Origin of the sequence: Nonomuraea sp. NPDC049269 (assembly GCF_043197155.1) — a bacterium.
In the GTDB taxonomy this organism is placed as follows: Bacteria; Actinomycetota; Actinomycetes; order Streptosporangiales; family Streptosporangiaceae; genus Nonomuraea.
In genome coordinates this window covers 999,314-1,025,894 of record NZ_JBICSO010000001.1, presented here as the reverse complement: position 1 = coordinate 1,025,894, position 26,581 = coordinate 999,314, and the positions used below count along the sequence as shown (strand labels likewise).

Genomic DNA, 26,581 nt, shown 5'->3' with positions numbered 1-26,581 from the left:
GGGCGCGGAGGAGGGTTGATCTAGGTGGCCACCCGGAACGAACCAAGGACCGAACCCCGCATCCCGTTGAGCAGAGATCGGGTGCTACGGGCCGCGGTCAAGCTCGCCGACGAGAGCGGCATCGAGTCGCTCACGATGCGCCGCCTCGCGGAAGAGGTCGGCGCCGAGGCGATGTCGCTCTACTACCACGTGGCCAAGAAGGAAGACGTGCTGGACGGCATCGTCGAGGTGATCGCCGGGGAGATCAACGAGGCCGTCGGCCGGATCGACGTGCCTTCCAAGGGCGCGGCCTGGAAGACGGCCGTGCGTCAGAGAGTTCTGACCGCCCGCGAGGTCTTCCTGCGCCACCCCTGGGCGCCGCGCGTCTTCGAGACACGTGCCGACGTGAGTCCACCCGTCGTGCAGTATTTCGATGCCCTGATCGGGCTCATGCGAGACGGCGGCTTCTCCTACGACCTGGCCCACCACGCGCTGCACGCCCTGGGGAGCCGGGCTCTGGGGTTCACCCAGGAGATGTTCGATCCGGGTGACGGGGCCGGTGACGAGGAATCCACGGCCATGCTCGAAAGCATGGCGGAGAAACTGCCTCACCTCGTCGGCATGCTCAGGGAGATCGCCCATGACGACCCCGACTCCACGTTGGGCTGGTGCGACGACCAGACCGAGTTCGAGTTCGGGCTCGATCTGATCCTCGACGGGCTCGACAGGATGCGCGAGACCGCCTGACCTTCGCGACACCGATCGCCGGTACTTCTCATGGACAGCCCTCCTTGACTGCCTTACGCCGTAAGAGTACCTTACGACGTACGACTTACGTTGTACGAAACCAAGGAGGCGTGATGAAGGCGATCGTCTTACGCTCGTACGGCTCACCCGATGACCTGGCCGTCACCGAGATCGACAAGCCCGTGCCCCGCGACGACGAGGTGCTGGTCCGGGTGCGGGCCACCTCCGTCCAGCCCTACGACTGGCACCACCTCAGAGGCGAGCCGTACATCGCGCGCCTCATGCCCGGCAGCCTCGGGCTACGCGGGCCGAAGATCAGCATCCTGGGCGCCGACATGGCGGGACAGGTCGAGGCGGTCGGCGCGGACGTGACGGGGTTCAGCCCCGGTGATGAGGTGTTCGCGCAGGTCAACCAGGGCGGCTTCGCCGATTACGTCTGCGTCCGGGAGGGCGAACTGGCGCCGAAGCCGAAGAACCTCACCTTCGAGCAGGCGGCGGCGGTGCCGATGGCGGCCAACACCGCCCTGCTGGGCCTGCGCGACCAGGGGCGGATCCAGCCGGGGCAGAAGGTCCTCATCAACGGGGCTTCGGGGGGTGTGGGGACCTTCGCCGTGCAGCTCGCCAAGGCGTTCGGCGCGGAGGTCACCGGCGTCTGCAGCACCCGGAACGCCGACCTGGTCCGATCCATCGGCGCGGACGAGATCATCGACTACACCAAAGAGGACTTCACACGGAACGGCCGGCGTTACGATCTCCTGCTGGACATCGCCGGAGGCCGCTCAGGAACGGCCTGCCGGCGGGTGCTGACGCCCAAGGGGACCTACGTCGCCATCGGCGGGGCGCCCAGCCGATGGCTCCAACCGGCTGGTCACGTGTTCGCGGCGCTGGCGGTGTCGCCGTTCGTGTCCCAGAGAATGGTCATGACAGACGTGGTCAGATGCACCGAGAACCGACAGAACCTGATGACGCTGACCCAGTTCATCGAAGCCGGCAAGGTCACTCCGGTCATCGACCGCAGCTACCCGTTCGAGGAGATCCCGGCGGCCGTCAAATACCAGGAAGAGGGGCACGTCCCGGGCAAGGTCGTCATAGCGGTCTGAGCGGGCTCAGGACAGCTTCTCGAAGAAGAACTCGTGCTTGAGGAACGAGGTGTCGTACTCGTGGCCGGGGTACGGCGGGATCAGCTGGGAGGCCTGGAACAGCCGCCAGCCGTCACGCAGCGCCTCGACACCCGTCTCATAGGGCGGCTCGTCGCCGTCGCCCGTCGTGGGGTTGGTCGCACCGGTGCCGTCGTATTGGGACCAGCCGACGACAGCGGCGTCGAGCGCCGAAGTGGCCAGATAGAGAACGAGAACCTGCTGCTTCACGCGACCCTCCCAGGGCGGTTGCTGACGCGGGTCATGAAGTAGTCGATGTCGAAGGTGGCGTCGCCGGTCAGCGCCCGCCAGAGCCTGACCCGGTTGTAGACCTCCAGACGCCCGGTGGCCGGCTCGTACCAGGGGAAACGACGGCTCAGCTCGGTGAGCACGTCCGGCTTGTCGAGGTCGGAGGTGTCCCACAGGCGGACCTGCGGCACGGTGGGATTGAACCGGATCTTGAACATGTACCTGCGGACGTCACCGTCGTTGCGCCGCCCGCCGTGCCAGAGGCCGTGGTGCAGGATGACGACGGTGCCCGCGGGGCAGGTCAGCCGGGTCTGACCACGCAGGTTCTGGTAGCGGCCGGTGTCGCTCTCGTTGGTGCGGCGCAGATGGCTGCCCGGCACGCTCAGGGTGCCGCCCATGTCGGCGGTCACCTCGTGCGGGTAGTACATGAGCTGCACGTCGAAGGCGTCCATCCGGGTGTCGATGATCGCGTCGCCGTGCAGCGGCTGGGCGCTTCCTCCGTGCGGCTCACGGATGTGCACGGCGTGATGGTCGACGGTCGGGTCCGGCCCGACCAGGCTCCGCAGCGCGCCCGCGACGGCGGGCAGTTCGACGAGCCGGCGGGCGAAGGAGCCCGCCGGAAAGGCTTCGGTCACGGGCGTGCCGTACGGCACGGCCGGGATTCCCGCCTCCAGCACGTCGATCGCCTGCTCGTTCATCTCCGCGGGCACGACCGCGTCCATCCGCAGGGCGCCATGTGCCACGAAGCGGGCCATCTGTACTGAGGTCAGCAAGGTGGTTTGCATACGTCGAACCTAAAGACACCACACATCCTTGTAATGGGATGCATTCACCGACTTGTGGTTAAGTTTCACCATGGATCGAGTGCTCATCAGGCTGGACGAGCCGCCGTCGGTGGCGAACGTCGGGGTGGGCGTGCATGGGATCCGCAGCCTGACAGACGTGTTCCGGCTGCCCGACCTGTGGCAGTTGCACCTGTACGGTTACCCGGCCGAGGTGGAGATCGACGGCACGCCGCATCCGATCAGGCCGGGCCGCGTGAGCCTGATACCGCCGGGCACACAGGTGCGTTACCGCTATCGGGGCCGCTCGGAGCACCTGTACGCGCACCTGCGCCCGGCGGAGGCAGGCCAGGCGCATACGGTGCCGGTGATGCAGGACGCCGGTGCCGAGGCGCCGCTGCTGGCCGGGATGCTCCGGCAGGCCGTCGCAGCGTGGCCGGGAACGCCGTCGCGGGCCGTCGCCGAAGTGTGGGCGGTGCTCTGGCGCATCGCCCAGCTCTCTCCCGACCGGGAGGGCGGCCGCTCGCACGCCGCCGTCTCGGCCGCCGTCGCCCACATCGAGGCCAACCTGGCCGGGCCGTTGACGGTTCCGGAGGTCGCCGCCGCGGCCGGAATGTCGCACAACCAGCTCACCCGGCTGCTCCGCGCCGAGACCGGAGACACGGTGATCGCCTACATCCGGCGCCGCCGCATGGAACGGGCCCGCCACCTGCTCCGGGAGTCGACGCTGTCGATCTCGGCCATCGCCGCGGTGGTCGGGATCCCCGACCTGCAGGCGTTCAACAAGGCCTGCCGTCGCGAACTCGGCGCGTCGCCACGGGCCATCCGGGGCCGCGGTCGCATCACGTAAGCGGTGTGGGTCGATCGCGGGGCACGGGGATCACGTGAGTGGTGCGGGGCCGATCGCGGGGCGCGTGGATCGCGTGTGCGGTGCGGGGCCGATCGCGGGGCGCGTGGATCGCGTGTGCGGTGCGGGGCCGATCGTGGGGCGCGTGGATCGCGTGTGCGGTGCGGGGCCGATCGTGGGGCGCGTGGATCGCGTGTGCGGTGCGGGGCCGATCGTGGGGCGCGTGGGTCAGGCGGTGGTCGCGCCGATGGTCTGCGCGAGGTCTTCCGGCAGCGGGTAGGGGCGTTCCAGCGGGAGCAGGCCGGTCACGTCCCGGCGGTCGCGGAGCGCGGTGTGGAGATCGCGGACCCGGTCGGTGATGTCGGTGATCGCGACCGTCCAGTCGTCGAGGTAGTGGTCGACGGCCCGGCCCGACAGGCCGATCTGGATGGATCGGTGGGGGAGGGCGTTGTGGCGCGGGCCGCGCTCGGGATCCCATTGGACGCGGACCGGGCTGCGCCGCAGGCGTTCCTTCCAGCTCTCCTGATCGCCGTCCCGGTCAGGGTGGCTGAGGCAGGCGTGGGCCAGCGCCCAGGCGAAACCGTCACGGGTGAGGTCGATGGCCAGGACGCGGGTCTGGCCGGGCTTGGTCGCGTAGCCGCAGCGGTACATCATCCACAGGAACGACGGCTTGATCCAGGTCATCCGGTCCCGTTTGAAGGGCGCCACGAACCGCTGCGCGGCGACCGCGGGAGCGGCGATGGCCGGGTCGTACGCCTGGTAGACGGTGATCGACTCCTCGGTGTAGGCGGCGCGAATCTGGCGGTAGGGCACGTTCATGCCGCTCAGCCTGGCGAACAGGGTCCAGACCCGGCAACGGGATTAACGCTTATGGGCTCGCCGCGAAGCGTCACCCCCGCGGCAAGCCGCTGTCTAGAAGCTGCGTGCCTTGGCGTATTCCGCGGCGCCGCCCGCGAAGTCGTACACCTCGACCTGCTCGTTACCGACCACCCAGGCATCGTGTCCGGGCGGGGCGACGAAGACCTCTCCCGGCCCGATCTCGGCCTCGGTGCCGTCGTCCATCCGGATGCGGAGCCGGCCGCGGACGACGAACCCGTTGTGGTGGACCTGGCACGAATCGGTGCCCACGATCGGTTTGATGGACGCCGACCAGCGCCATCCGGGTTCGAACGTGGCGACACCGAAGGCCAGGCCCGTCAGGTTGCATACCTCGAGATGCCCCATCGGGAAGTCGCGGCGTTCGTCGGGCTTGTCGATGCTCTTGACTTCGATCATGACGATCCCCCTTCGTCATAGTCAAGTCTTTCACCGCCCATTCCTCCGGACAAGGCGGAGGCGGGTTGAGCCGTTCGCGCACCGGGTAGGCGAGCGCCATGGAGGTCTCCCTGCAGGTCAACGGCACGCGGCGGACGGTGGACGTGGACCCGCGGGTCTCGCTGCTGGATCTGCTGCGCGAACGGCTCGGGCTGACCGGCTCGAAGAAGGGCTGCGATCACGGTCAGTGCGGCGCGTGCACCGTGCTGATCGACGGCCGGCGGGCCCTTGCCTGCCTGGCGCTGGCCGTGGCGCAGGACGGGTCGAACATCACCACCGTCGAGGGTCTGGCGGACGGCGACCGGCCGCACCCGCTCCAGGTGGCCTTCATCGAGCACGACGCCTTCCAGTGCGGCTACTGCACCCCCGGCCAGCTCTGCTCGGCCGCCGGGATGCTGGCCGAGGGCGGTCCGAGCGCCATCACCGACGACCTGGCCACCGACCCGGCGCTGACGGCCGAGGAGATCCGCGAGCGGATGAGCGGCAACCTGTGCCGGTGCGGCGCCTACCCGAACATCGTCACCGCGATCGTGGAGGTGGCGCGGTGAGATCCTTCGAGTACGCGCGGGCCGGCGACCCCGCCGACGCCGTGGCCAGGTTCCGGCCCGGCACGATGTACCTGGGCGGTGGCACCAACCTCGTCGATCTCATGCGCCTGGGCGTGGCCGAGCCCGAGTTCCTGGTGGACGTGAGCCGGCTGCCGCTCGACCGCGTCGAGCCCGACGGCGACGGGCTGCGGATCGGCGCCGCCGTGCGCAACAGCGACCTCGGCGCCCACCCGCTGGTCCGCGAGCGCTACCCGATGCTGGCGCGGGCGGTGCTGTCCGGGGCGTCCGGGCAGATCCGCAACATGGCGACCGTCGGCGGCAACCTGCTGCAACGCACCCGCTGCCCGTACTTCCAGGACGTCTCCAAGCCGTGCAACAAGCGGCGGCCCGGATCCGGCTGCCCGGCGATCGACGGCGACCACAGCAACCTGGCGGTCCTGGGGCATTCCACCGCCTGCGTGGCGACCCATCCGTCCGACATGGCGGTGGCGCTGGCCGCGCTCGACGCCCGCGTGCACGTCACGGGGCCCGGCGGCGACCGGGTGATCCCGATGCCGGGGCTGCACCGGCTGCCCGGCGACGAGCCCGGCAGGGACACCGTGCTGGAGCCCGGCGAGCTGGTCACCGCCGTGCACCTGCCCGCCCCGCCGCCGGGCGCCTCCCGCTACCGCAAGGTCCGCGAGCGTGCCTCGTTCGCGTTCGCGCTGGTGTCCATCGCCGCCGTCCTCGACGTCGACGGGGACGGGACCGTGCGCGAGTGCCGGATCGCGCTCGGGGGAGTGGCGCACGCGCCGTGGCGGTGCGAGCGCGCCGAACAGGCGCTGCGCGGCGTCCGGGCGGGCGAGGAGAGCTTCGGCCGGGCCGCCGACGCCGAGCTCGCCCAGGCCCGTCCGCTGCCGCGCAACGCGCACAAGGTGCCGCTGGCCCGCAACCTCATCGTCCGCACCCTGCTGGAGCTGGCGCCATGAACCGGATCGAGGGGCACGACAAGGTCACCGGCCGCGCGACCTACGCGGCCGAATACCCCGTCGAGGGCGTCACCTACGCCTACCCGGTCCAGGCCGAGATCGCCAGGGGCCGCATCACCTCGATCGACGCGGCGGAGGCGCTCGCCATGCCGGGCGTGCTGAGCGTACTGTCCAGCGAGGATCCCCCCGAGCTGGCGCCCGACGTGGATCCCGAGCTCGGGCTGTTCCAGCGCCGCGAGGTCGCCTACCGGGGGCAGATCGTCGCCGCGGTCGTCGCCGACACCTACGACAACGCCCGCGCGGCCGCGCGGGCGGTGCGGGTCACCTACCAGGAGGATCCGCACGACGTACGGCTGCGTAGCGACCATCCCGGGCTCTATCGGCCGGAGAAGGTGAACCCGTGGTATCCCGCCGACACCGAGAAGGGCGACGTGGCGGCCGGGCTGGCCGCGGCGGCCTTCACCGTGGACGTCACGTACACGACGCCGGCCATGCACAACAACCCGATGGAGCCGCACGCCACGCTCGCCGTCTGGAGCGGTGACGGAGACCTGACCGTCTACGACGCGACGCAGGGCGTGTCCACCGCTCGCGACATGATCGCCAAGACACTCGGTCTGCCTGCCGAGCGGGTGCGCGTGGTGTGCCGGCACGTCGGCGGCGGCTTCGGGTCCAAGGGCACCATCCGGCCCGGCACCATGCTCGCCGTCCTCGCGGCGCGCGCCGCCGGGCGGCCGGTGAAGGTGGCGCTGACCCGCCAGCAATTGTTCGACGTGACCGGCTACCGCACGCCGACGATCCAGCGGGTGCGGCTCGGCGCCGACGCCGACGGGCGCCTGACCGCCGTCGAACACGAGGTCGCCGAGCAGAGCTCGACGCTGGTCGAGTTCGCCGAGCAGACCGCCGTCCCGGCCCGCACCATGTACGAGACACCCGCGCTGCGCACGGCCCACCGGCTGGTCCGGCTGGACGTCGCCACCCCGTCGTGGATGCGTGCTCCGGGCGAATGCCCCGGCATGTACGCGCTGGAATCGGCCATGGACGAGCTGGCCATCGCCGCCGGTATGGACCCCGTCGAGCTGCGCGTGCTCAACGACCCGGAGGCCGAGCCGGCGGGCGGCCGGCCGTTCAGCTCCCGCAACCTGGTGGCCTGCCTGCTGGAAGGCGCCCGCCGGTTCGGCTGGGAGGGACGCGATCCCACACCCGGCGTCCGCCGCCAGGGGCGCTGGCTCATCGGCACCGGCGTCGCCTCCTCGACCTACCCGGCCATGCGGCGCCCGTCCCAGGCCACCGCCACCGTCGAGAACGGCGGCTACGTGGTCCGCGTGGCCGCCGTCGACCTCGGCACCGGCGCCCGTACCGCGCTGACCAGGATCGCCGCGACCGCGCTCGGCGTCCCGCCCGAGCAGGTAAGGGTCGAGCTGGGCGACAGCGATCTGCCCGCCGCCCCGCTGGCCGGCGGCTCCATGGGCACGGCCTCCTGGGGCTCGGCCGTCGTGGCCGCCTGCGAGGAGGCGCTGCGCGACGGCAAGCACGGGGCCGCCGACACCACCGACGCCGTCAAGGCGCAGGAGGACCTTGCCAGGCACGCCTTCGGCGCCCAGTTCGCCCGGGTCCGGGTGGACATGGACACCGGCGAGGTACGCGTGTCGCATCTGCTGGGCATATTCGCCGCCGGGCGGATCATCGACGAGCAGCTGGCCAGGTCGCAGTTCGTCGGCGGCATGACGATGGGCCTGGGCATGGCGCTCATGGAGGCGACCGTCACCGACGACGAGTTCGGCGGATTCAGCAACCGCGACCTGGCCCAGTACCACGTCCCGGTGTGCGCGGACATCGAGCGGATCGACGCGGCCTGGATCGAGGAGGACGACCGGCACCTCAACCCGCTGGGCGCCAAGGGCATCGGTGAGATCGGCATCGTCGGCACCGCCGCGGCCATCGGCAACGCCGTCTACCACGCCACCGGCATCCGGGTCCGCGACCTGCCCATCACCCCCGCCCGCCTGCTCGCCTGACCCGGGAATGCGCTGATAGATCGTGCTTTTGGTATGAAATGCCCTGTCTTCGGTAGATGAAGGCACATGGAACCGGACAAGGAGACCCGTAAAGAGCGGGCCGACCGCAACTTCGTGGAGCTGCTGCAGAGCGCCCGTGTGGCGGTGACCGGGGTTCAGGTGCTGTTCGCGTTCCTGCTGACGGTCCCGTTCTCGCCGGGGTTCGACAGGCTGAGCCTGGCCGATCGGCGGCTGTTCTACGTGGCGCTGGTCAGTGCCGCGATCGCGTCGATCTGCTACATCGCCCCGGCCGCCCAGCACCGGGTGCTGTTCCGGCAAGGGCTGAAGGAGACGCTGGTCCGCCGGTCCAACCTGTACGGCATCGCGGGGGCGCTGGCCCTGGCCGTCTCGATGACCGCGGCCACCATGCTGGTGGTCGACTACCTGTTCCACAACACGATGGCGGTGATCACGGCCGTCTTCATCGCCCTGCTGGCCGTGTGGAGCTGGTTCGTGCAACCGGCGATCGACCGCTCGGCCAACGGGGACGACGACAACGGCTGACCCCGGCCGCGTGGGCGACCAGGGTCAGGTGGAGCCGAGGATCAGATCTTCGGGCACATCTTCCCGGCACGCGGCGGGACCCGGGTGATCAGGTAGCGGTCCACCGTCCTGTCGACGCAGGCCGAGCCGGTGCCGTAGGCGGTGTGGCCGTCGCCGTCGAAGCTCAGCAGCACGCCCGACGAGAGCTGGGCGGCCAGCGCCTTGGCCCACTTGTACGGCGTGGCGGGGTCGCGCAGGGTGCCGACCACCAGGATGGGCGGCGCGCCCTTGGCGTGGATCGCCTTGTTGACGGTCTTGCTCCTGACCGGCCAGAAGTCGCACGGGCCGGCCATGCGCTTGCCGGACCTGATCGCCTTGGCGTGGCGCACCGCCTGCCTCCAGGTCGGGTGGTCGAGGCAGTCGATGGCCGTGTGTGCCTCCATCAGGTTGGTGTAGGTCGCGTCGGGTCCCCGCTCGTTGTAACCGTCGGCGTACCGCAGCAGGAGCGTGCCGTCGCCCTTGAAGGCCTGGCCGAGCGCCTGCCGGAGGGCCGGCCATGCCCCCTGGTCGTACAGGAGACCCTGGATGCCGGTGTACACGATGGCCTGGGTGGCCTGCCTGCCGTCGTAGGTGTTGACCAGCGGCGCCTTCTCGGTCCGGTCGTGCAGGGCCCGCATCCGCTTGACGGCCGTGCGCTTGGTGAAGGGGCAGTCCTTGTGCTTGAAGCAGTCACGCGCGAACGAGTCGAACGCCACCCCGAAACCGGCGCTCTGGTCGGCGCCGAAGTCGCCCGCCTTCACGGAGGGGTCCTCCGCGCCGTCGAGCACCAGCGCGCGCACCCTGGCCGGGAACAGGTCCGCGTAGGTGGCGCCGAGCAGGGTGCCGTAGGAGAAGCCGATGTAGGTCAGGCGCGACTCGCCGAGAGCGGCTCTGAGCACGTCCATGTCCCGTGCGGCGTTCGGCGTGCCCACGAACGGCAGGAGCGCGCCGGAGTTGGCCTGGCAGGCCTGCGCGAGCCGCAGCTGCGCGTAGTTGTACATCTTCACTTCGGCCCGCGAGTCCGGGGTGTCGTCGACGGAGTGGTACCAGTCGGCCACCGCGGTGGGCATGCACCGCACGGGGGCGGAGGCGCCCACGCCACGCGGATCGAAGCTGACCAGGTCGAACCGCGAGCGGAGGGTGGCGGTGAACTTCGTCTTCGCGGTGGCTCTCAGGAGGTCGATGCCCGACCCGCCGGGGCCGCCGAAGTTGGTCACCACGGAGCCGAGCCGCTTGCCGCCCCTGGCCGGCAGCTTGATCACCGCGATCTCGATCCGCTTGCCCGACGGCTTGGTGTAGTCGAGCGGAACCTTGAGCTTCGCGCACTGGAAACCGCCCTTGCAGGGGGTCCAGGCAAGCCGCTGGCCGTAGTAGGCACTCAGGCCGCCGTCGGACGCCTGTGCGGGCTGGGCCGCCGCCGGGCCGGCGGTGACGAAACCTGCTGACAGCAGGCCGATGACTAACGGGGTGATGATCCCGAGTAGGCGTCGCATATCTCTGTCCTCGTCTGGCGGCCGAGTGGATATCGCTTAGCTGACTCTCCGATGGTTGGGGCTACTGCTTGCGAGGCTCTTTAAGGCCACTGGCCAAGCGGCGTGCAAGCGTATTTGGAAAGTTTCTTTACTAGTGCTGATCGCATCCGTATGGTGATGCCATGAGCCTGCGCACAGTGCTGGTCCTGGTGGCGGCCCTCGTGGCCACTTCGGTGTCGGCATCCCCCAGCGCGCCCGCCGCCGCGCCCCTGAGCTTCGGTGGCGTGGTCCCCGTGCCGGTCAGCGCGACGCCCGCGGCCGGGGTCACCTACCGGATCACCTCGTCCACGAGCCTCTACACCGACGTACCCGCCGTGGGCGACCAGCTCGCGCGGCAGTTGCGGCGCTCGACCGGCTACCCCGTGCCCATCGTCGCGGCGCCGGCCGCCGGCGGCATCTCGCTGCGGCTGGGCAGCGTGAGCGGCGGGGAGGAGGCCTATCAGCTCGACGTGACCGCCACCGGGATCACCGTGCTGGCCAACCGGGCCGCCGGGCTGTTCAACGGGGTGCAGACGCTGCGCCAGCTCCTGCCGTACGCGGCCGACGCCGCGACCGTCCAGCCGGGACCATGGCCCGTGCAGGGCGGGCGGATCACCGACGCGCCGCGGTACGCCTACCGGGGCGCCATGCTCGACGTCGCCCGCCACTTCTTCCCGGTGGCCGCCGTCCAGCGGTACATCGACCAGATCGCCCTGTACAAGATCAACTACCTGCATCTCCACCTCTCCGACGACCAGGGCTGGCGCATCGTCATCGACTCCTGGCCCAGGCTGGCCACGTACGGCGGCAGCACCGCCGTCGGCGGCGACCCGGGCGGCTACTACACCAAGGCCCAGTACCAGGAGCTCGTCGCCTACGCCGCGGCCCGCAACATCACGATCGTGCCCGAGATCGACATGCCCGGGCACACGAACGCCGCCCTGGCCTCGTACGCCGAGCTGAACTGCGGCGGCGTCGCGCCGCCCCTCTACACCGGGACCGATGTCGGGTTCAGCTCGCTGTGCACGTCGAAGGAGATCACCTACACCTTCATCGACCAGGTGGTGGGCGAGCTGGCCGCGATCACCCCCGGCCCCTACCTGCACCTCGGCGGCGACGAGGCCAGCTCCACCAAGCCGGCCGACTACGCCGCGTTCATGAACCGGGCGCAGGCCATCGCCGCCGCGCACGGCAAGACCGTCATCGGCTGGCACGACATCGTCAAGGCCACGCCGCTGCCCTCCACGGTCGCCCAGTACTGGGGCACCACGCCGGACGACAGCGCCGTCGCCGGTGCCGGGCGGAAGGTCATCATGTCCCCGGCCAGCCGCGCCTACCTCGACATGAAGTACAACTCGCGCACCCAGCTAGGCCAGGACTGGGCCGGGCTGATCGAGGTCAAGGACGCCTACGGCTGGAACCCCGGCTCCTACCTGACCGGCCTGCCGTCCCAGCAGGTCCTGGGCGTGGAGGCGCCGCTGTGGACCGAGACGATCAGGACGTCGGCCGACATCGAGTACATGGCCTTCCCGCGCCTGCCCGCCCTGGCCGAACTGGCCTGGTCCCCGTACGGCAAGCACGACTGGACCGCCTTCAAGAAGCGCCTCGGGGCGCAGGGGCCGCGCTGGCGCGTCATGGGCGTGAATTACTACCACTCCGGGCAGATTGCCTGGCCCGCCGGTTCCTGAGCTGATCGCGCCGCCGGGACGGTACCGTTCAGGCTCGTGAGCGGTGCCAGGGAAGTGCGGGCCGTGCTGCGGCAGGCGGCGCGGCTGCATGCCGGGGCGCGGGAGCTGCGTGCGGAGCACGAGCGCGCGCTGACCCGGGTCGTGGCGGCCATGTCCGCGCTGCGCAAGCCGCAGGCCAGGGCCGAGCTCGCGGGCATCCCGGTGGGCCGGCTCAAGGACGTGACCGGCGGGCGGCTGCGGCTCGGGATGCTGGAGCGCATGGGCTACACGACGGTGCTCGACGTTCTGGACGCCACGCCGTACGAGCTGCAGCGGTTGCCGGGGATCGGGCCGCAGACGCAGCGGCAGGTGCACGCGGCGGCCAAGCAGATCGAGCGCGCCGCGCGGGAGGTCACCGCCGTCCAGATCGACGTCGAGCGCCAGGACGCCGAGACCACGGCGCTGCTCGCCGCCCTGCACCCGTTGGTGGCCGCGGGGCCCGAGTTGCCGCGCGCCCGCCGGACGGCCGGCGCGGTCGAGGAGCGGCTCGCCGCGCTGATGCCGGTGGCCCGGGCGGTGAGCGGCTGGTGGCGCCGGCTGCTGTCCGGCGAGGAGAAGCGGCGGCGGGCGGAGGAGGCCGTCGCCGGGATCTCCGAGATCCTCGCCGGGGAGACCGAGACGCGGCTGCTCATCACGCAGGCGACCGTGGACCTGCTGCGGCCGGCGCCCTCCGGGGCGGAGGTGTGGATCGACTTCGAGATCCGCGCGGCCGACTACTACAACCTGCTGGCCGAGATCGCCGCCCTGGAGCCGGGCGACCGGGTCGCCGCCGAGGGGTTCCTGCCCGACGACCTGGCCGAGCGGGTCAGGAACCAGGAGCTCGACGACACCCACCGCCGGGTCTCGCTCCGTGGCTACCAGGCGTTCGGGGCCCGGTTCGCGCTGGCGCAGCGCCGGGTGATCCTCGGCGACGAGATGGGGCTCGGCAAGACCGTGCAGGCCATCGCCGCGCTCGCGCACCTCAAGGCGCGCGGTAGAAGCCACTTCCTGGTGGTCTGTCCGGCCAGCGTACTGATCAACTGGATTCGCGAGATCGAGACCCGCAGCACGCTGCCCGCCTACCGGCTGCACGGCGGCGAGCGGGACACCGCCCTGGCGGAGTGGCTGGAGCGCGGCGGCGTGGCCGTGACCACCTTCGACGGGCTGCATCGGCTCGACGACGTGCCCGTCGAGGTGGGCATGCTGGTGGTCGACGAGGCCCACTACGCCAAGAACCCCGAGGCCCGCAGGTCCAGGACCGTCGCCGCATGGTGCGGGCGGGTCGAGCGGGTGCTGTTCATGACGGGCACGCCGATGGAGAACCGGGTGGAGGAGTTCCGCAACCTGGTTCGCCCCCTCCAGCCCGAGCTGCTCGCCCAGGTGCGTGGCAGCGACGCCGCGGCCGGCGCGCAGGCGTTCCGGCGCGCGGTGGCGCCCGTCTACCTGCGCCGCAACCAGGAGGACGTGCTCACCGAGCTGCCCGATCTCGTGCGCGTCGACGAGTGGGAGGAGCTCAGTGCCGCGGACGCCGACGCCTACCGGGAGGCGGTCGCAGCGGGCAACTTCATGGCCATGCGCCGCGCCGCCTACGCGGTGCCGGACAAGTCGGCCAAGCTCGAACGGCTGCGCGAACTGGTCGACGAGGCGGCGGACAGCGGGCTGAAGGTGGTGGTCTTCTCCTACTTCCGCGACGTCCTGACCGCGGTGCGGGACGCCCTCGGCCCGGCGGTCCACGGGCCGCTCACCGGTGACCTGCGGCCGGAGCGCCGCCAGGAGACCGTGGACGCCTTCAGCGCGGTGCCGGGGCACGCCGTGCTGCTCGCCCAGATCCAGGCCGGCGGGGTCGGGCTCAACCTGCAGGCCGCCTCCGTCGTGATCATCTGCGAACCGCAGGTCAAGCCCACCATGGAGAGCCAGGCCGTGGCCCGCGCGCACCGTATGGGGCAGGTGCGCCGGGTCCAGGTGCACCGGCTGCTCTCGCCCGGCGGGGTGGACGAGCGGCTGCTGAAGATCCTGCACGCCAAGACGGCGCTGTTCGACGCGTACGCCCGGCGCAGCGATCTGGCCGAGTCCGCGCCCGACGCGATCGACGTCTCCGAGCAGGCGCTGGCCCGCCAGATCGTCGAGGAGGAGCAGGCCCGGCTCCTGGGCGGGGCTTCCGTTCGGTAGCGCTGGGTCCTGCGCGGCCGGCTCTCGTAGCGCTGGGTCGCGTATCGCGTCACAGTCCCGCGGGCTCGTTGAGCTGGTGCGCCCACGGCGGGTTCGCTCCCGCGACCGAGCACGTCCGCGCCGCCACCCGGGCCGCGAAGCCGGCGGCGTCGGCGGCCGTCTCCAGGTCGAGCCCCGCAAGGCGGCCCCCGAGCAGTCCCCGCACGCCCAGCCGGTGCAGCAGCCCGGCGGTGAAGGAGTCACCGGCCCCCACGGTGTCGACGACCTTGATCTGCGGCGCCGGCACCGATGTCCGTTTCCCGTCCAGTGACACCAGCGCGCCCGCCGCGCCCCGGGTGATCACGATGAGCCGGGCGCCCGCCGTGTGCCAGGCGTCGCAGGCACGTTCCACCGGCACGTCCGGCGCCAGGAAGGACAGGTCGTCGTCGCTGAGCTTGAGTATGTCGGCCACCGCGCACCAGCGCTCCACCGGGTAGTCCTCCCGGCCGGCCAGGCTGGGCCGTACGTTGGGGTCGATCGAGATCGTCGCGTGCTCGCGGGCGTCCGCCGCGAACGCCTCCACCGCGGCGCCGCCCGGCCGCCTGACCAGCGCGAGAGATCCCGTGTGCAGGCAGGACCAGCCGCGTGGGTCGACGGCGGCGAGCTCCTCGGGCGTCCACTGCCAGTCGGCGGTGCCCTCGGCGTGGAAGCTGTAGGCCGCCTGACCCCGCTCGTCGAGCGAGGCCACCGCCAGCGTGCTCGGCTCACCGGCGGACACGCAGGCCGACAGGTCCACCCCGGAGGAGGCGAGGTGCTCGCGGAACAGCTCCCCGAACACGTCCCCGGACACCCGCCCCAGGAACCGGGTCGAGGTGCCGAGGCGGGCCAGAGCCACTGCCGTGTTCGCGGGCCCCCCGCCCGGCAGCACCCGGAGCTCCAGCTCACCGGGACGCCGGTCAGCGAAGGCGTCAGCGACGCATTCGCCCAGGACAGCGATCATCAGGGTCAACCTTTCTGCCATGTTTGCAGATTTGTTACGTCGCGGGGGCATTGACGTTTCTAGAAACGGAGTCCATCATCGCAGCACGGCGAATGTCAACGTTGACATATGTCAACGATGACATTGAATCATCCCTGATAGGAAGCCACCATGATTGCTAGGCTCTCGGCCGGACTGCTGGCCGCCGCTCTCCTCGTCACCGGCTGCGGCGGTGGCGAGCAAAAGGCCTCCACCAGCTCCGCCAAGGTCGGGCTGATCACGAAGACGGAGACCAACCCGTTCTTCGTCAAGATGAAGGAAGGCGCGCAGACCGCCGCCAAGGCAGCGGGCATGGAGTTGATGACCGCCGCCGGCAAGTTCGACGGGGACAACGCCTCCCAGCTCACCGCCATCGAGAACATGGTCGCGGCCGGGGTGAAGGGCATCCTCATCACGCCCAACGACACCAAGGCGATCGTGCCCGCGATCAAGAAGGCCCGGGACGCCGGCGTCGTGGTGATCGCGCTGGACACGCCGACGGACCCGCAGGACGCCACCGACGCGCTGTTCGCCACCGACAACCTCAAGGCGGGCGAGCTGATCGGCCAGTACGCCAAGGGCGCGATGGCCGGCAAGACCGCGAAGATCGCCACCCTCGACCTGGCCCCCGGCATCACGGTCGGGCAGCTCCGCCACGACGGCTTCCTGAAGGGCTTCGGCATCGCCGAGGGCGACCCGTCGGTCGTCTGCTCCCAGGACACGCGCGGCGACCAGGCCAAGGGCCAGGAGGCGATGGAGAACTGCCTGCAGAAGGCGCCCGACATCAACCTCGTCTACACCATCAACGAGCCGGCCGCCCTCGGCGCCTACACCGCGCTCAAGGCCAAGGGCCGCGAGAAGGAGGTGCTGATCGTCTCGGTCGACGGCGGTTGCACCGGCGTCAAGGCCGTGAAGAGCGGGGAGATCGCCGCGACCTCGCAGCAGTACCCGCTGAAGATGGCCGAGGACGGCGTCAAGGCCGTCGCCGCCTTCGCCAAGGGCGGCGCCAAGCCCAAGGGGTACACCGACACCGGCGTCACCCTGATCACCGACAAGGCCGTCCAGGGTGTCGAGGCCAAGGACACCGCCTTCGGCCTGGCGAACTGCTGGGGCTGACATGGCTGTCATGGAAGCGACGCTGCCGCGCCGCATCATCTCCACACCGACCGCGGGGCCGCTGGGCGCGCTCCTGCTGGCCTGCGTGTTCTTCGCGGTCAACAGCGACCAGTTCCTCACCGGCGGCAACTTCTCGCTGATCATCCAGCAGGTGATGGTCGTCGGCACGCTCGCCATCGGGCAGACGCTGATCATCCTGACGGCCGGCATCGACCTGTCCAACGGCGCGATCATGGCGTTCGGCGGCATCGTGATGACCAAGCTGGCCGTCGGCAGCGGCCTGCCGCCGCTGCTCGCCGTCGCCGCCGGATTGGCCGTCTGCGCGGCGTTCGGGCTGGCGAACGGGCTGCTGGTGACGAAGATCTCGCTGCCGCCGTTCATCGTCACGCTCGGCATGCTGAACGTGGTGTTCGCGCTGACCCACATCTACTCCGAGGACCAGACGGTCACCGACCTGCCGCCCGCGCTGACCTTCCTCGGGCAGACGTTCAAGCTCGGCGAGACGAACGTGACCTACGGGTCACTGCTCACGATCCTGCTGTTCCTGTTCTTCGCGTACGTGCTCGGGCAGACCGCCTGGGGCCGCCACGTGTACGCGCTCGGCAACAGCCAGGAGGTCGCCCGGCTGACCGGCATCCGCACGCAGCGGCTGACGATCAGCGTGTACACCATCGCGGGCCTCGTGTACGGCATCGCCGCCCTGCTGCTCGTCTCCAGGACCGGTGTGGGCGACCCGCAGGCCGGGCAGACCGACAACCTCGACAGCATCACCGCCGTCGTCCTCGGCGGGACCAGCCTGTTCGGCGGCCGCGGCCTGGTGATCGGCACGCTGATCGGCGCGCTCATCGTCGGAGTCTTCCGTAACGGCCTGCAGCTCATGGGCGTACCGTCGATTTATCAGACGCTCATCACCGGCATCCTGGTGATCCTCGCCGTCACCGTCGACCAGCTCTCCCGGAGGAGGACCCGATGACCCCCGTACTCCAGGCCCGCGGCCTGGTGAAGCGCTACGGCCACGTGGTCGCGCTCGACGGCGCCGACTTCGACCTGATGCCCGGCGAGGTGCTCGCCGTCATCGGTGACAACGGCGCCGGCAAGACCAGCCTGATCAAGGCGCTGACCGGCGCGCTGCAACCGGACGAGGGCGAGATCCTGCTCGATGGCAAGCCCGTCCGCATCCGCGACCCCCTGGAAGCGCGCAGGCTCGGCATCGAGACCGTCTACCAGGAGCTCGCCGTCGCCGCCTCGCTCGACATCGCGACGAACCTGTTCCTCGGCCGCGAGCTCCGCAAGCCGGGACCGCTCGGCGCGATCTTCCGCAAGCTCGACAAGAAGCGGATGCGCGAGGAGTCGGCCAAGCACATGGCCGACCTGAAGATCGGCCTGCGCTCGCTCACCCAGCCCGTCGAGTCGCTGTCCGGCGGCCAGCGGCAGGGTGTGGCCGTGGCCAGGGCCGTGGCGTGGGCCCGGCACGTCGTCGTGATGGACGAGCCGACCGCCGCTCTCGGGGTCAAGGAGTCGGGACAGGTGCTCGACATGATCAAGCGGGTCCGCGACCGCGGCATGCCCGTCGTACTGATCAGTCACAACATGCCCCACGTCTTCGAGATCGCCGACCGGATCCACGTCCAGCGGCTCGGCCGCCGCGTCGCCCAGATCAAGCCGGGCGACCACAGCATGGCCGAGGTCGTCGCCATCATGACCGGTGCTCTCCAGGTTTCGGAAGGCAAGTCGGTCGTGACGGACAAGGACGCGGCGGAGGCGATCGGCCTCTAGCATGGTCGAAATGCGGCGTCCCACCATGACAGACGTGGCCCGTGAGGTGGGTGTCACCGCCAAGACCGTCTCACGGGTGCTCAACGACGACGGACCCGTGGCCATCGAGACGCGCGAACGCGTCATGGCCGCGGTCCGCAAACTGGGCTACCAACCCAACCTGATGGCACGCAACATGCGGGTCGGGGCCAGGGACGCCGCGATCGGGCTGGTCATCCCCGAGATGGGCAACCCGTTCTTCGGCACGGTGGCGGGCGGCATCGAGAGCGCCGTCAGGGCCCGCGGCCTGACCCTCATCGTCGGCTCCTCCAGCGAGACCGCCGACCTGGAGCAGTCCCTGATCGCCACCTTCCTGGCCCGCCGGGTCAGCGCCCTCATCGTGGTCCCCTCGGCCACCGGAGACCACCGCTACCTGCGGTCGGAACGCGTCGCCGGCCTGCCCATCGTCTTCCTCGACCGGCCCGCCGTCGGCCTGACCGCCGACAGCGTGGTCAGCGGCAACCGTTCCGGCGCTCAGGCGGGCATCGCCCACCTGATCGGGTACGGTCACCGGCGGATCGGCTTCATCGGTGACCTGCCCGCCACCCTCTACACCCGCCGCGAACGTTTCCAGGGCTACCGTGACGCCCTGGAGGAGGCGGGCCTGCCCTTCGACCGTGCCCTGGTGGAGACGGGCCACGACCAGGAGGCGGCCCGCGCGGCCACCCTGCGGCTCCTGGCCCTCGAAGACCCGCCCACCGCGCTGTTCGCGGCCAACAACTTCGCCTCCATGGGGGCGGTGGTGGCGCTGGCCCGGGCGGGGCGGCGGGATGTGGCGCTGGTGGGCTTCGACGATCTGCCGCTGGCGGAGGTGCTGGATCCGCCGCTGACCGTCGTGGCGCAGGATCCGGCGGCCATCGGGGAGGTGGCGGCGGAGCTCGTGCTGTCCCGGTTGGACGGCGACCGCTCCCGGGCCCGGCGCACCCTGGTGCCCACGCGATTGATCGTCAGGGGATCGGGGGAATTGTCCCCGGCTTCTTGAGCTGTGAAAGGCCCCGCGCATGCGCGGGGCCCGTCTGTCAGCGGAGTCCCGCGAACAGGTCGTCCTCGTGGTCCGGTGCGGTGACGCGGTTGACCACCCGAGTGAAGGACTCGGCGGAGAATGCCTGCTGCTGGGCCTCCTCGGGCATGCGGAGCAGGAAGATGTTCTCGCCCTGGCTCTCGTGTGACTGCAGGGCCTTGAGCTTGCGCTCGACATAGGGGGCGACGTCGACGACGGCCGTCACCAGCTCGTCGGGGGTGCCGAAGTCGTCGGAGGGCTGGAAGTCGCCCAGGTCGACACCGCTGCTGCGCATGAACTCGAACATGCGCTTGATCGCGGCCCGGGGGATGGCCGTGTAGTAGAACTTGTCGGGGATGCCGGTCGCCTCGACGGCCGCGACCGTGATGCGGTGGGCCTGGACGTGGTCGGGGTGGTTGTAGCCGCTGCCGCCTGTTTCGTCGTAGGTGACCACAACCTGCGGGCGATACTGCTTGATCAGCTCGCCGAGGCGGGTGGCGGCCACGTCGACGGGCACGTTGGCGAACGCGTCGGGGTGCTTGTTGGTGTCCCAGCCGTCCATGCCGGAGTCGCGGTAGCCGAGCAGCTCCAGGTGGTCGACGCCCAGGTGCTGCACCGACTCCTGCAGCTCCGCCAGCCTCCGCTCCGCCACCTCGGCGTCGTTGTGGCCGGGGTCGCCGGGCTTGACGCCGCCGGGTCCGTCGCCCTGCTCGCCGTTGGTGCAGGTGACCAGGACCGTGCGGATGCCCTCGTCGGAGTAGCGGGCGAGGATGCCGCCGGTGCTCAGGCATTCGTCGTCGGGGTGAGCGTGCACCGCCATCAGGGTGAGTTGCCGATCCATGCTGCCGACCCTACTGGGCGGAACCGACACTTCTGGAACCGAGGCTTTTGGAACAGGGGTCAGGTCTGGCGGGCCAGCTGGTCGGCTCGGTGGCGGGCCGTCGCGGCCGCCGCGCGGTCGCCCAGGGCCTCGGCGAGTGCGCCCTGCTTGAGCCAGTTGAACGGGCTGCACGGCCGTACGCTGATCCGCTCGCTGATCAGCACCCGCGCCAGGTCCCGGCGGCCACCACGCAGGGCGGCCTCCAGGAGCGTCTTCTGCACGGCGTCGCGTTGCGCGTGGCTGCCGCCGAACTCGTTGATCCGATGCCTGATCGGATACAGCAGGTCCACGACCGTGTCGAAGTCGCCCCGGCCGAAGGCCACCAGCGACCGGCAGACCGGCAGGCCGACCCGGGCGGTCATGGCGTGGTTGGTGATGTCCGGGTGGGGTTCGGTGAGGTACGCCTCCCGGCTCGCGATGAGCTTCTCGGCCTCCGCGACGCGGCCCGCGCCCACGTACGACATGACGGCGTGCATGTCGTTGAAGGCGTAGTACGGCTCCGCGATCTTGGCCGGCCACGCGTCGGCGAGCTCCCGCCAGCGTTCATCCTGGCGGGAGCCCTCCAGGAGGAGCCGCCACAGCAGCGCGGCGGCGTCGAGCAGCTCCATCGAGCCCTGGCCGCCCGCCAGCGCCGCGTCGTAGATGGCCAGGGCGCGGCCGGTGTCGCCGGACTCCAGCGCGTACAGGGCGTAGTGCCACCAGGTGTGCACGTTGAAGAACGTCCCGGTCGACCAGTCGCCGAGCCGGGCGTCGAGGTAGCGGATGCCGTCGCCGAAGCGGCCCTGCATCTCGTACGTGTGCACGACCGCGTGGATGCCCCAGACGTCGCGCGCGTTCAGCTCGACCGCGCGCAGTCCCACGTCCTCCGACCGGTCGTAGTGGCCGGACTCCTCCAGCCCGAACGCGTACATCCCCAGCACGTGGCCGTAATGCCGGTCGTCCTCGTGCCAGGCGTTGAGCGCGCCGCCGATCCGGTCGCGCAGCGAGCGGGCGTCGCCGGTGAAGAAGTCGACCTGGTGCCCGGCCGCCAGCGCCAGGGCGTCGCGGGGATACTGCTCGATGATCGCGCCGAGGAGACTGCCGCAGGTCAGGAAGTCACCGTCGAGCAGTGCCTGGACGGCCTCGACGTGCGCGCGTTCGCGGGGCAGCAGTCCGCCGGAGCCGCCGGTGCGGGCGCGCCAGGCCGCGAACCGCTGCCTGGCCGTGCGCGCGTCCTCCACCTCCGTGGTCAGGAGCCCGAGGTAGGCGGTCAGGACCTGGCCCATCGGGAAGTCGGGCGACTCGGACAGGGCGGCCGTGGCCTCGGCGTCGACCTCCGCACGGAAGTGCAGCAGTTCGTCGATCGCCTGGTCGTAGTGGCGGGCGGCGGCGCCGCCCGCGCCGCTCATCGCCAGCCCGTGCTGGTCGTCGATCACGCAGCCACTATAAAGGCGGCCGTTCGGCACGAGCCGGGCGAGTGCGTCGCAGGTCGGAAGGGCTCCCGTGCGGGTCCGGCCGTCGTCGGGTGTAAGCCGGTCCGGCGGGGGAAGCGCCTGGTCGTCGCGGCTGCCTTACCGATGGCAGCGGACCCCGGTCATCGGTTCGGTGAGAAAAAGATTTTCGGGCGGACCGCTAAATGGTCGGCTGAGTCGGGATTCAAGATTGTAACGAGGGTGTTGAGCGATATGTCGTGCAATCGGAGGAGCGCTAGGGTGCAATCCTCATCAAATCCGTGGTGAGGCGGAGGGAGGGCCGCTGGTGTACCGCGCGCGTGGCCGTCATGCGTCATCCGGCCAGGCCAAGCCCGCCCTGCCCTTGTCCTCGGAGGGGCCGTGGCTGCCCCCGGGCAGCGGTATCCATCTCGCCGGGCTGACCATCATCGGCGGTCTGCTCTATGTGGGTTCCGAGCTGCCTTCCGCGTCCGGGATGTCGGTGGAGCCGGCGCTGATCGACCCCGAACTGCCCGTGGACATGACGCAGCCGGACTGGGACGGTCAGGGGCTCGACCGGTGGCCGAGCTATGCCGCGCTCCCGCCGCCGTCGCGGGCGGCCTATCTGAGCTGGCTCGCCGACGGGCGATGCTATCCGCGAACGCCCCTCGGCTACGTGTTCCTTTATTTCTACGGCCTCGAACGTCGCGTGCTACACGACCTGCACTTGGACCGCTCCATGGCCCAAGAGGAACTGCCGGTGATCCACGAGGAGGTGCGGCGCCTCATCGGCCTGTACGCCGGGCACGACGCCTTCCAGCGGCACGCGGCGCCGTTCGAGGCGCTGCTGGCGGCCCTCCGCGAGCCCGAGGTGACCGGCGCGGTGTTCGCGTTGCGAGCCCGGCTGGGGGAGCTCGCCGCGCAGGGCCGCCCGGTGCCCGCCGACTGGGCGCTGGCCTGGCTGCACGGCCACCCCGCCTACCGGCCGGGCACGCCCGCGACGCGCTGCCCGGAGGAGTTCGGCGCGCTGTTCCAGCGGAGGTACACGGCACGTCACGGTGAAGGGCTCGTCGTCCAGCCCGGCGCCAAGGAGCTGGCCTTCGACTACCGGCCCGCGAGCTCAGGGTTCGCCGGGGCCCCGCCGGTGCTGCCGGGCGTACCCGATGTGCTGACGCTCGCGGCGCCCACCCGGGAGCTGTTCGGGCTGGCCGAGGAGTGCGGCTCCGAGCTGGAGGCGTACAGCCGCTTCCTCGGCCGGCTGCCCGGCGCCAGGCAGAGCGTGCGCGCCCAGGCGCTGCTGCCCGCGGAGCTGCTCGACCTGGGCTCCGGCGGGGCGGGCGGGGCGGTGCGGTGGGCGCTGCGCCGGCTCGGGCAGCAGCAGACCGCGCTCGTGCCCGCCGAGGAGTTCGTCGCCCTGCTGTCCACGCCCGTTCCCGCCAGGAAGGACGTCATCGCGCTCGCCCAGATCCTCGGCCGGGCCGGGGTCGGGATCGAACCGGACCCGCGACTGGGAGGTCCGGTGCCGGCCGCGGGGGTGATGGCCTTGTTCGCCGCGCCGGACGGGCCGACGGCCGCGGCGTCCGACGCGTACCGGGCGGCTACCGCGCTGCTGCACCTGGGCGCCGCGAGCACGGCGGACGGCCAGACGCCCGAGGTCGCCTACCGCCGGTTGGGCGAGCATCTTGAGCGGGCGCTGCATCTGACGGCCGGCGAGCGGGCCCGCCTGCGGGCGCATCTGGAGTGGCTGCTCGGTGCGGAGGTGCCGCTGATCGGGCTGATCGAACGGGTCCAGGAGATCGGCGCGGCCCAGCGCGCCCACGTGGCGGAGTTTCTGAGGGACGTGGCCGCCGCCGACGGGCACATCGCGCCGGAGGAGGCCCAGATCCTCGCCCGGATCCACTGGCTGCTCGGGCTCGACCAGGACACGGCGGGGGGCGGGCAATTGGGAGCCGGGTCGTACGCCGCCGTGCGGCATGCGCCGATCCAGCTCGCGTACGTGCCGCACGCCCCCGCCCAGCCGGTGCCGCCGCCACGCGTCATCATGCCGCACCACCCGTCAGGGCCTTTCACCTCTCCGCCCTTCGGGCCGGTGCCCAACACGTCCACCCCCAACGGGCCGGCGCCTTACACCTCTACGCCTTACAGCACCACGCCCAACGGGTCCGCGCCTTACCCCTCCACGCCCAACGGGCCCGTGCCCGATGCCTCCACGCCCTACGGGCCCGCGTCCTACTTATCCGCGCAGGAGCACCCCATTCCGCAGGACCTCGCCGTGTCGTCGCCGGTGCCGCACGTCTCCGTGTCGCAGGGGGTACCCCTGGGGCACGTCTTCGGTGCTCCGACGGTGCCCGTCTGGGGGGCGGTCGCCAGGCTGGCCGAGACGGCCCAGTTGGGGACGCGGCTCGATTCGCTGCTCGCCGGCGAAGAGCCGGTCCCCCCGCCCGCCCCGCCGCCCGAGGTCACCCCGCTGGCGGGCCTGGACGGCCGCCACTCCGGCCTGGTCCGCGCCCTGGCCGCCGTCGATGAGCCGCACATCGGCCGGGGCCAGTTCGAGACTCTCGCGGACGCCTGGAACCTGCTGCCGGAAGGCGTGATGGACCGGGTCAACGAGGCCGCCTACGAGACCGTGGGCGATCCGCTGCTCGACGGTGACGACCCGATCCTGGTCGACCGGCGAGTGCTGGGGGAGATGCTGAAGTGACCGTTCGCGCCCGCGAACGCGACGCCCTCCTCAAGGCGCTGCGGGCAGGGGTGGTCCCGCTGATCGGCCAGCACCACATCCAGGCCGGCCGTACCGCCGAGGTGGCGGCGCTGAACGCCGATGTCGAACGCGTCGCCGTAGGCGGCACGGCCGTCCGGTTCGTCATCGGCGAGCACGGCGCGGGCAAGACGTTCCTGCTGCGCCTGACGCGCTCGCTGGCGCTGGAGAAGCGGCTGGTCACCATGCACGCCGACATCACCGCCGAGCACCTGCTGCACTCGAACGAGGGCCGGGCCCGCGCCCTCTACACCGAGCTGACCCGCAGCATGGCCACCCGGGGCACCCCCGGCGGCGGCGCGCTCGCCGGTATCGTCGAACGCTTCCTGTCCACCGCGCTCGACGAGGCCCGCCAGACGCGCACCGACCCGGCCCTGACGATCGGGGAACGCCTGGCGTACCTGGCGACGCGGCCGGGCGGCCACGACTTCGCCGAGGTCATCGGCGCGTACTGGCGCGGCCACGACACGGGCGACGACCACCTCAAGTCGGCCGCGCTGCGCTGGCTGCGCGCCGAGTACCCGACCGCGGCGGAGGCCAGGTCGGCGCTCGGCGTACGGTCGATCATCGACGACGCGACCGTGCCCGATCACATCGCGCTGATGAGCCGGTTCGTCCGGCTGGCCGGGTACGACGGGCTGCTCGTCTGCCTGGACGAGATGGTCAACCTGTACACGCTGGCCGATCCCCTGGCCCGGGACGCCAACTACGACCAGATCCTGGGCCTCGTCAGCAGCGGGGTCGCCCATCTGGGTTTCGTGTTCGGGGGCACCCCCGTGTTCCTCAGAGACGGGCACAGCGGGCTTTTCAGCCATCCCGCGCTGCGCAGGCGGCTGGGCGCCGGTGCCTTCGCCGCGGTCGGGCCGGTGGATCACTCGGGGCCGGTGCTCCGGCTGGCCGCGCTGACGGCCGAGGAGGTGTACGTGGTGCTGGCCAAGATCCGGTTCGTGTACGCCTCCGGCGAGGGCGGGCGGTACCTCGTGGACGACGACGCGCTGGTGGCCTTCATGCACCACTGCTTCGGGCGGGTGGGGGAGACGTATTTTCGCCGGCCGCGGACGACGTTCAAGGCGTTCTGCGACCTGCTGGCCGTACTGGAGCGGGATGCCGGGGAGAGCTGGCGGCGGCTCCTGCCCGGAGTGGACCTGTCGGCGGAGGAGATCGACGACCGCCCGGCCTGACGATCGCGCGCCCGCCTTCCCGCTGGATCCGGCAGACTCGTCGTTCATGACGAGGGATGGCGATGGAGTTGCGCGCGACGGTGACGCGGGGGTGCCGGGGTCGCTGGCCAGGGTGCTTGGCGATGTGGCGGCCGAACGGGCGGCGCAGGACGCCAGGTGGGGCATGCAGGCCGTGCCCGACGGCACCGGGGCCGAGGACGCGGTGGCCGAGGCCGACCGGGCCAGGCGGGAGACCGATGAGGCGGGCCGGCGCGGGGAGCTGACCTGGCGGCACATCCTGCGCGAGGAGGTCCTGGAGGCGTTCGCCGAGTCGGACCCCGAGCTGCTGCGCACCGAGCTGATCCAGGTGGCCGCGGTCGCCGTCAAATGGGCCCAGGCACTCGACCGCCGCCCCGCGGGCGTCGAGCGGTCGGCCGCTGGGGAGTCGCGTCCCGACAGGTTCCGGGCCATCGTCGACGTGCACGTGATGCTCGTCCGTGACGGCACCGTACTTCTCGGCAAACGGGCCAATACTGGCTACGGTGACGGCCAATGGCACCTGCCCTCGGGGCATCTGGAGCCCGGTGAGTCGGTGGTCGGCGCGGCCGTCAGGGAGGCTCGTGAGGAGGTTGGCGTCACCATCCAGCCGGACGATCTGAAGTTCGCCCACGTCATGCACCGCGCCCCCGACCGTGTGGGCCTGTTCTTCGTCACCAGGAAGTGGGCAGGCGAGCCCTACAACGCCGAGCCGCACAAGTGCGCCGAACTCGCCTGGCGGCCGCTCGGCGAGTTGCCCGACGACACGATCGGCTACCCGGCCGCCGCCATCGCCAGGGTGTTGGCGGAGGAGCCGTTCGCGCTGTACGGATGGTCTACGGGCGGACGAACCACCTAGGTGCCTCCATACCCTG

The 26,581-nt window shown here is 71.1% G+C and carries 24 protein-coding genes; 16 read left to right on the top strand and 8 right to left on the bottom strand.

What is annotated here, in order from left to right:
• Positions 1-24 precede the first annotated feature (24 nt).
• Both ACGFNP_RS04780 and ACGFNP_RS04775 read left to right on the top strand, forming a co-directional pair.
• Positions 25-726 carry a TetR/AcrR family transcriptional regulator C-terminal domain-containing protein gene (locus ACGFNP_RS04780; protein WP_358329271.1) on the top strand — a complete coding sequence of 234 codons (702 nt, stop codon included), beginning with the start codon at positions 25-27 and terminating at the stop codon, positions 724-726.
• A 113-nt stretch (positions 727-839) separates the two neighbouring features.
• Positions 840-1,826 carry an NAD(P)-dependent alcohol dehydrogenase gene (locus ACGFNP_RS04775; RefSeq protein ID WP_358329274.1) on the top strand — a complete coding sequence of 329 codons (987 nt, stop codon included), beginning with the start codon at positions 840-842 and terminating at the stop codon, positions 1,824-1,826.
• Positions 1,827-1,832: 6 nt separating this feature from the next.
• On the opposite strand, the gene ACGFNP_RS04770 is transcribed toward ACGFNP_RS04775, so the two are convergent.
• Both ACGFNP_RS04770 and ACGFNP_RS04765 read right to left on the bottom strand, forming a co-directional pair.
• Complete coding sequence (locus tag ACGFNP_RS04770; RefSeq protein WP_393314847.1) at positions 1,833-2,093, bottom strand: hypothetical protein; 261 nt, start codon at positions 2,091-2,093, stop codon at positions 1,833-1,835.
• Positions 2,090-2,896 carry a phytanoyl-CoA dioxygenase family protein gene (locus ACGFNP_RS04765; protein ID WP_358329280.1) on the bottom strand — a complete coding sequence of 269 codons (807 nt, stop codon included), beginning with the start codon at positions 2,894-2,896 and terminating at the stop codon, positions 2,090-2,092. Before ACGFNP_RS04765 ends, ACGFNP_RS04770 begins: the two co-directional genes overlap by 4 nt.
• A gap of 70 nt (positions 2,897-2,966) precedes the next feature.
• On the opposite strand from ACGFNP_RS04765, the gene ACGFNP_RS04760 reads away from it, so the two are divergent.
• On the top strand, positions 2,967-3,743 hold the full coding sequence (locus ACGFNP_RS04760; protein ID WP_393314843.1) for a helix-turn-helix domain-containing protein: 777 nt from the start codon (positions 2,967-2,969) through the stop codon (positions 3,741-3,743).
• Positions 3,744-3,968: 225 nt separating this feature from the next.
• Here the strand turns inward: ACGFNP_RS04760 and ACGFNP_RS04755 are convergent, their stop codons facing one another.
• Positions 3,969-4,559 (bottom strand): DUF4291 domain-containing protein, encoded by a 591-nt coding sequence (locus ACGFNP_RS04755; protein ID WP_358329286.1) that lies wholly within the window; start codon positions 4,557-4,559, stop codon positions 3,969-3,971.
• Between the two features lie 93 nt (positions 4,560-4,652).
• Entirely contained in the window at positions 4,653-5,015 is a 363-nt protein-coding gene (locus tag ACGFNP_RS04750; protein WP_219539445.1) for a cupin domain-containing protein, read from the bottom strand.
• Positions 5,016-5,113: 98 nt separating this feature from the next.
• Here ACGFNP_RS04750 and ACGFNP_RS04745 point away from each other — a divergent pair, with 98 nt between their 5' ends.
• The 4 genes from ACGFNP_RS04745 to ACGFNP_RS04730 all read left to right on the top strand — a co-directional run bounded on the left by ACGFNP_RS04745 (position 5,114) and on the right by ACGFNP_RS04730 (position 9,131).
• On the top strand, positions 5,114-5,602 hold the full coding sequence (locus ACGFNP_RS04745; RefSeq protein WP_393314839.1) for a (2Fe-2S)-binding protein: 489 nt from the start codon (positions 5,114-5,116) through the stop codon (positions 5,600-5,602).
• The gene (locus tag ACGFNP_RS04740; RefSeq protein ID WP_393314836.1) at positions 5,599-6,570 is read left to right on the top strand and encodes an FAD binding domain-containing protein; all 972 of its coding nucleotides are present in this window, start codon (positions 5,599-5,601) and stop codon (positions 6,568-6,570) included. The genes ACGFNP_RS04745 and ACGFNP_RS04740 overlap by 4 nt, the downstream gene beginning before the upstream one ends.
• Positions 6,567-8,588 (top strand): xanthine dehydrogenase family protein molybdopterin-binding subunit, encoded by a 2,022-nt coding sequence (locus tag ACGFNP_RS04735; RefSeq protein WP_393314833.1) that lies wholly within the window; start codon positions 6,567-6,569, stop codon positions 8,586-8,588. The genes ACGFNP_RS04740 and ACGFNP_RS04735 overlap by 4 nt, the downstream gene beginning before the upstream one ends.
• Positions 8,589-8,654: 66 nt before the next feature.
• Positions 8,655-9,131, top strand: a complete 477-nt coding sequence (locus ACGFNP_RS04730; RefSeq protein ID WP_393314830.1) for a DUF6328 family protein — start codon at positions 8,655-8,657, stop codon at positions 9,129-9,131.
• Between the two features lie 41 nt (positions 9,132-9,172).
• On the opposite strand, the gene ACGFNP_RS04725 is transcribed toward ACGFNP_RS04730, so the two are convergent.
• Complete coding sequence (locus tag ACGFNP_RS04725; protein WP_393314827.1) at positions 9,173-10,642, bottom strand: alpha/beta fold hydrolase; 1,470 nt, start codon at positions 10,640-10,642, stop codon at positions 9,173-9,175.
• A 161-nt stretch (positions 10,643-10,803) separates the two neighbouring features.
• On the opposite strand from ACGFNP_RS04725, the gene ACGFNP_RS04720 reads away from it, so the two are divergent.
• Both ACGFNP_RS04720 and ACGFNP_RS04715 read left to right on the top strand, forming a co-directional pair.
• Complete coding sequence (locus tag ACGFNP_RS04720) at positions 10,804-12,348, top strand: beta-N-acetylhexosaminidase (protein ID WP_393314824.1); 1,545 nt, start codon at positions 10,804-10,806, stop codon at positions 12,346-12,348.
• A gap of 36 nt (positions 12,349-12,384) precedes the next feature.
• Positions 12,385-14,535, top strand: a complete 2,151-nt coding sequence (locus ACGFNP_RS04715) for a DEAD/DEAH box helicase (protein WP_393314821.1) — start codon at positions 12,385-12,387, stop codon at positions 14,533-14,535.
• Between the two features lie 49 nt (positions 14,536-14,584).
• Here the strand turns inward: ACGFNP_RS04715 and ACGFNP_RS04710 are convergent, their stop codons facing one another.
• Positions 14,585-15,514: a carbohydrate kinase gene (locus ACGFNP_RS04710; protein ID WP_358329309.1), complete on the bottom strand. Its 930-nt coding sequence runs from the start codon at positions 15,512-15,514 to the stop codon at positions 14,585-14,587.
• A gap of 150 nt (positions 15,515-15,664) precedes the next feature.
• Here ACGFNP_RS04710 and ACGFNP_RS04705 point away from each other — a divergent pair, with 150 nt between their 5' ends.
• The 4 genes from ACGFNP_RS04705 to ACGFNP_RS04690 are packed head-to-tail and all read left to right on the top strand — an operon-like array spanning position 15,665 to position 19,445.
• Positions 15,665-16,648: a sugar ABC transporter substrate-binding protein gene (locus tag ACGFNP_RS04705; protein ID WP_358329312.1), complete on the top strand. Its 984-nt coding sequence runs from the start codon at positions 15,665-15,667 to the stop codon at positions 16,646-16,648.
• A gap of 1 nt (position 16,649) precedes the next feature.
• Positions 16,650-17,621, top strand: coding sequence for an ABC transporter permease (locus ACGFNP_RS04700; RefSeq protein ID WP_393314817.1), 972 nt, complete (start codon positions 16,650-16,652; stop codon positions 17,619-17,621).
• Positions 17,618-18,424: an ATP-binding cassette domain-containing protein gene (locus tag ACGFNP_RS04695; protein WP_358329318.1), complete on the top strand. Its 807-nt coding sequence runs from the start codon at positions 17,618-17,620 to the stop codon at positions 18,422-18,424. Before ACGFNP_RS04700 ends, ACGFNP_RS04695 begins: the two co-directional genes overlap by 4 nt.
• A 10-nt stretch (positions 18,425-18,434) precedes the next feature.
• Positions 18,435-19,445, top strand: coding sequence for a LacI family DNA-binding transcriptional regulator (locus ACGFNP_RS04690; RefSeq protein WP_393314813.1), 1,011 nt, complete (start codon positions 18,435-18,437; stop codon positions 19,443-19,445).
• Positions 19,446-19,482: 37 nt separating this feature from the next.
• Here ACGFNP_RS04690 and ACGFNP_RS04685 read toward each other — a convergent pair whose 3' ends face one another.
• Positions 19,483-20,304: a PIG-L family deacetylase gene (locus ACGFNP_RS04685; RefSeq protein WP_358329324.1), complete on the bottom strand. Its 822-nt coding sequence runs from the start codon at positions 20,302-20,304 to the stop codon at positions 19,483-19,485.
• Positions 20,305-20,363: 59 nt separating this feature from the next.
• Positions 20,364-21,758 (bottom strand): tetratricopeptide repeat protein, encoded by a 1,395-nt coding sequence (locus ACGFNP_RS04680; RefSeq protein WP_393314810.1) that lies wholly within the window; start codon positions 21,756-21,758, stop codon positions 20,364-20,366.
• Positions 21,759-22,080: 322 nt separating this feature from the next.
• Between ACGFNP_RS04680 and ACGFNP_RS04675 the strand changes: the two genes are divergently transcribed.
• From ACGFNP_RS04675 to ACGFNP_RS04665, 3 genes are read left to right on the top strand one after another with little or no spacing between them, the layout of a single operon-like run.
• On the top strand, positions 22,081-24,453 hold the full coding sequence (locus ACGFNP_RS04675; RefSeq protein WP_393314807.1) for a TerB N-terminal domain-containing protein: 2,373 nt from the start codon (positions 22,081-22,083) through the stop codon (positions 24,451-24,453).
• Positions 24,450-25,691 (top strand): ATP-binding protein, encoded by a 1,242-nt coding sequence (locus tag ACGFNP_RS04670; protein WP_393314804.1) that lies wholly within the window; start codon positions 24,450-24,452, stop codon positions 25,689-25,691. The genes ACGFNP_RS04675 and ACGFNP_RS04670 overlap by 4 nt, the downstream gene beginning before the upstream one ends.
• Positions 25,692-25,737: 46 nt before the next feature.
• Positions 25,738-26,565 (top strand): NUDIX domain-containing protein, encoded by an 828-nt coding sequence (locus ACGFNP_RS04665; protein WP_393314801.1) that lies wholly within the window; start codon positions 25,738-25,740, stop codon positions 26,563-26,565.
• Positions 26,566-26,581: the final 16 nt, after the last annotated feature.

What these genes read in the sequence shown, in the direction of transcription:
- ACGFNP_RS04760 (WP_393314843.1), top strand. Translation starts at nt 2,967, where the DNA reads ATGGATCGAGTGCTCATCAGGCTGGACGAGCCGCCGTCGGTGGCGAAC.
- ACGFNP_RS04730 (WP_393314830.1), top strand. Translation starts at nt 8,655, where the DNA reads ATGGAACCGGACAAGGAGACCCGTAAAGAGCGGGCCGACCGCAACTTC.
- ACGFNP_RS04705 (WP_358329312.1), top strand. Translation starts at nt 15,665, where the DNA reads ATGATTGCTAGGCTCTCGGCCGGACTGCTGGCCGCCGCTCTCCTCGTC.
- ACGFNP_RS04690 (WP_393314813.1), top strand. Translation starts at nt 18,435, where the DNA reads ATGCGGCGTCCCACCATGACAGACGTGGCCCGTGAGGTGGGTGTCACC.
- ACGFNP_RS04745 (WP_393314839.1), top strand. Translation starts at nt 5,114, where the DNA reads ATGGAGGTCTCCCTGCAGGTCAACGGCACGCGGCGGACGGTGGACGTG.
- ACGFNP_RS04665 (WP_393314801.1), top strand. Translation starts at nt 25,738, where the DNA reads ATGACGAGGGATGGCGATGGAGTTGCGCGCGACGGTGACGCGGGGGTG.
- ACGFNP_RS04685 (WP_358329324.1), bottom strand. Translation starts at nt 20,304, where the DNA reads ATGGATCGGCAACTCACCCTGATGGCGGTGCACGCTCACCCCGACGAC.
- ACGFNP_RS04765 (WP_358329280.1), bottom strand. Translation starts at nt 2,896, where the DNA reads ATGCAAACCACCTTGCTGACCTCAGTACAGATGGCCCGCTTCGTGGCA.
- ACGFNP_RS04755 (WP_358329286.1), bottom strand. Translation starts at nt 4,559, where the DNA reads ATGAACGTGCCCTACCGCCAGATTCGCGCCGCCTACACCGAGGAGTCG.
- ACGFNP_RS04695 (WP_358329318.1), top strand. Translation starts at nt 17,618, where the DNA reads ATGACCCCCGTACTCCAGGCCCGCGGCCTGGTGAAGCGCTACGGCCAC.
- ACGFNP_RS04700 (WP_393314817.1), top strand. Translation starts at nt 16,650, where the DNA reads ATGGCTGTCATGGAAGCGACGCTGCCGCGCCGCATCATCTCCACACCG.
- ACGFNP_RS04720 (WP_393314824.1), top strand. Translation starts at nt 10,804, where the DNA reads ATGAGCCTGCGCACAGTGCTGGTCCTGGTGGCGGCCCTCGTGGCCACT.
- ACGFNP_RS04750 (WP_219539445.1), bottom strand. Translation starts at nt 5,015, where the DNA reads ATGATCGAAGTCAAGAGCATCGACAAGCCCGACGAACGCCGCGACTTC.
- ACGFNP_RS04725 (WP_393314827.1), bottom strand. Translation starts at nt 10,642, where the DNA reads ATGCGACGCCTACTCGGGATCATCACCCCGTTAGTCATCGGCCTGCTG.
- ACGFNP_RS04735 (WP_393314833.1), top strand. Translation starts at nt 6,567, where the DNA reads ATGAACCGGATCGAGGGGCACGACAAGGTCACCGGCCGCGCGACCTAC.
- ACGFNP_RS04710 (WP_358329309.1), bottom strand. Translation starts at nt 15,514, where the DNA reads ATGATCGCTGTCCTGGGCGAATGCGTCGCTGACGCCTTCGCTGACCGG.
- ACGFNP_RS04775 (WP_358329274.1), top strand. Translation starts at nt 840, where the DNA reads ATGAAGGCGATCGTCTTACGCTCGTACGGCTCACCCGATGACCTGGCC.